The sequence below is a fragment of the Algoriphagus sp. A40 genome (assembly GCF_002002735.1).
GTDB lineage: Bacteria > Bacteroidota > Bacteroidia > Cytophagales > Cyclobacteriaceae > Algoriphagus.
Genome location: NZ_MUNY01000023.1, coordinates 1 through 3,223, shown reverse-complemented (window position 1 = coordinate 3,223; position 3,223 = coordinate 1). Strand labels below are relative to the sequence as shown.

General features: G+C 42.4%; 4 protein-coding genes. 2 read left to right on the top strand and 2 right to left on the bottom strand.

All coding sequences use genetic code 11. The annotated features are described in order from the left end of the window. Nucleotides 1-107 (top strand): adenosylhomocysteinase (locus B0E43_RS23345; protein WP_139352619.1); only part of this gene is annotated, 107 nt, incomplete at its 5' end. A 49-nt stretch (nucleotides 108-156) separates the two neighbouring features. Here B0E43_RS23345 and B0E43_RS23340 read toward each other — a convergent pair. Beyond that, on the bottom strand, nucleotides 157-957 hold the full coding sequence (locus tag B0E43_RS23340; RefSeq protein WP_077346038.1) for a hypothetical protein: 801 nt from the start codon (nucleotides 955-957) through the stop codon (nucleotides 157-159). Nucleotides 958-1,035: 78 nt separating this feature from the next. Between B0E43_RS23340 and B0E43_RS23335 the strand changes: the two genes are divergently transcribed. After that, on the top strand, nucleotides 1,036-1,908 hold the full coding sequence (locus B0E43_RS23335) for an SDR family oxidoreductase (protein ID WP_077346037.1): 873 nt from the start codon (nucleotides 1,036-1,038) through the stop codon (nucleotides 1,906-1,908). 227 nt (nucleotides 1,909-2,135) lie between these two features. On the opposite strand, the gene B0E43_RS23330 is transcribed toward B0E43_RS23335, so the two are convergent. Continuing rightward, nucleotides 2,136-3,223 (bottom strand): PAS domain-containing protein (locus B0E43_RS23330; protein WP_077346036.1); only part of this gene is annotated, 1,088 nt, incomplete at its 5' end.

The following is a 3,223-nucleotide window of genomic DNA, read 5'->3' as shown; positions in this document are numbered from 1 at the left end:
ACCCGGCCAAGTTGGGTGTGGTATTGGATACCCTTTCTGAAGACCAGGCACAATACATCGGCGTTGAGGTTCAAGGACCATTCAAGCCTGAGTATTACAGATATTAATTTGAGTAAAAGTTGCTTAGGAAAGCCCTGGAGAAATCCGGGGCTTTTTTCATGGATTTAGCTGAAGAGTTCTTCCATCAGGCATGGTGGAAACTACCATAGAATTGCAATCCTCGGTTCCTTGAAAGTTGACTTTATACTCCAAATCAGAGGAATTTCCTCTGGACACTATCCAGGATTCTTTACCGGATTGGGGTAATGTCCAGCCCTCTCGGTAGCATTGAAAAAGTTGTTCTTTTGCTTCGGTAATAACCAATGAGAAATTCCTTCCGGCAGGATTTCTTCCTTCCATTTTGCCTCGGGTACTTAGGGCAAATGGTTTTAAACTTGATCTGGAAGTAGAATATGAAAAAGTTCCGTTGATGGTAAAGCTTAGACTTTTATTCAATTCGACCGTAAGATTTTCAAAAGTTTCCTGGTTTTCGTTCAAGGAAAGACCAGTGAAATGTCTAACTCCTTCAATCTGAATTCCATCAACCGAATAATTTTCATAGGTCAAGGACCATGTCGGCAATGTGGTATTTGAAAGCGTAAAATCCAGAACAATCTTTCCGGTTCTCGGACTTATATTTTGTTGGATACATTCCGAAGAAGTACCATAAATCAGTTCAATAATTCGTGAATTAGGGCTAATGGTAATTGACGGACAACCGGGTAATTCAGCTGAAGTTATCCTTGAATAATCCACAAAAGGGATATTTCCCAAATAGGAACTTTCGCCAATGGCTTCGGTAAACTGGAAAAACTGAGCAGCTTCTTGAGTTAAATCAGTATTGATTTCTTTATTGACATCCTCAGCACATGACCAAAAAAGGAAAGAGACTAAGATAAGAATAAGGTATTTTTTCATTGGATAGGCATCTATTGGTTTCCTTTCAATTTCCGGGCCTGATTGTTAACTTGGGCATTAACGAAACTATTCAAAGCAATGAAATTTACGGAAGGAATGCTTCGCGAGGGATCGCTCAAAGATAAAAACATTCTGGTGACCGGAGGAGGCACCGGGTTAGGCCGTTCGATGAGTGAGTATTTTTTAAAGCTTGGAGCCAATCTGGTTATTTCTTCCCGAAAGCTGGATGTATTAGAAGAGACAGCAAAGGAGATGACAGCCAATACTAGTGGTCGGGTTATTCCAGTTGCCTGCGATGTCCGCGACATAGATCAGGTCGAGGCGATGTGGGAAAAAGCAAAATCTGAATTGGGACAAATCCATGTCGTCCTCAACAATGCTGCGGGTAATTTCATCAGTCCAACTGAAAGACTCTCTACCAATGCTTTTAATACCGTGTTGGATATTGTTTTGAAAGGAACTTCGCAGGTCACCCTCACAGCAGGCAAGGATTGGATCGCACAAAAGCAAGGAGGGACGTTTTTGAATATTGTAACTACCTACGCCTGGACTGGTTCAGGTTACGTTGTTCCTTCCGCTGCGGCCAAAGCTGGGGTTTTGGCATTGACCCGTTCCCTCGCCGTGGAATGGGCAAAGTATGGGATTCGATCCAATGCCATCGCTCCCGGACCTTTTCCAACTGAAGGAGCCTGGAGCAGATTGCTTCCCGGAGATTTGGTTAAGAAATTTGATCCTGCCAAAAAAGTCCCGGTCGGTAGAGTCGGAGAGCACCAGGAATTGGCCAATCTGGCAGCTTATCTGGTTTCGGATTTTTCAGCGTATGTCAACGGGGAAGTAATTACCATTGACGGCGGAGAATGGCTCAAAGGAGCAGGAGAATTCAATAATTTAGATCAAATACCTCAGGAAATGTGGGATATGATGGAGGCTTCCAGAGGAAAAAAGTCCTAAGCCCCAGCCTGATTTGGGGCTATTTGAAAGCAAGGTGGAAAATCAGGAATATTTAACCTGAAATATGCATTAGAAAATCTACTGCGACCTCAAAATGCTTCAAAATCAGTCGTTTCACTTCACTTTTCGATCTCACCGTAGCGGTGCTACGCCTCGAACTCTAAAGTGACTGATTTTCTTGCATTTTGAGCTCTCGCAACGAGTTCTAAAGCATAATCCAGGTTTAATCATTCGGGATTAATTCCCTTCTCCCAAGATTCATTTTGAATCACAGATTCTTTTATACTTTTCTTCAGCGATTGATCCAAAAGCTTGGATTCATTTTTGAGGATTTCGAGGAGTTTTTTGGATTCTGGTGTCTGATGCTCGGTTTCGAGAATTTCTAGGATTCCGAGGATATTAGCCACTCTTGCCCGCAGGGAATGGGATTGTTGAAAGGCCAGGTCCCGGAGAAAATAATGGTGCTCTCTCATCCAGATTTCCTGTTTCTTTTTTTCAGTTATGTCAATGAGAATTCCCTGCATTTTTTTGGGTCGACCTTCATTATCCCACTTTGTAGTTTTTCCAAATCCAATCACCCAAGTAGTTTGGTCGCCTTTGGAGATTATCCTGAATTCCTTTCGGAAAGGTAAATTGCCGGTATTGCTGAAATGATGCGATAGGTCTCTGAGTAATCTCGGGTAATCCTCCTGGTGAATGTGCTTTTGCCAGGCAATGTTTTTCAGGTTATTCAATTCATCCAACCTATAGCCCAACATTTGGGCCAAGCCGCTGCTGATGTAGTCTGTTTTATTTTCCGGGTCAAATTCCCAAAATCCGAGAATTTTATTTTCCAGCAGGATATCCAAAATCTCATTGTTGTTGGTGGTTCCCTCGATAAATTCACCCAAACCCAAATTGTAAGGGCGGAGCGGCTCAACAGGGTGCCCAAGTCCGAGACAAGTCCCAAAATCCTCTGTAATGAAGAAAAACTCCCATTTTGTGAGAGCTGTCGTGCCTTCGGGATGATTAATTTTCTGTAAATCGACTAAAAATGACTGATGGCTATTTTTCCAGGCTTTTATCCTTTGGTTTTCATATTTTGACCAATCGGAGGAAAGGAAGCAATCTCCAAAGATCAATGGCTTTTCTTGGCTGTCAAAAAATGAGGGGATTGGGCCAATTCCAGAATCAGACGAGAGGACTTTGCCTGACTTATCCAAGGTCACCTGGAGAAAATACTCCGAAGTGATGGCGAGTTGACTCAAGACCCTAATAGAATTCCAATCCTGCATGAGTAAAAGAAATTGAAAACCGTTTTGATAATATGTAAAGC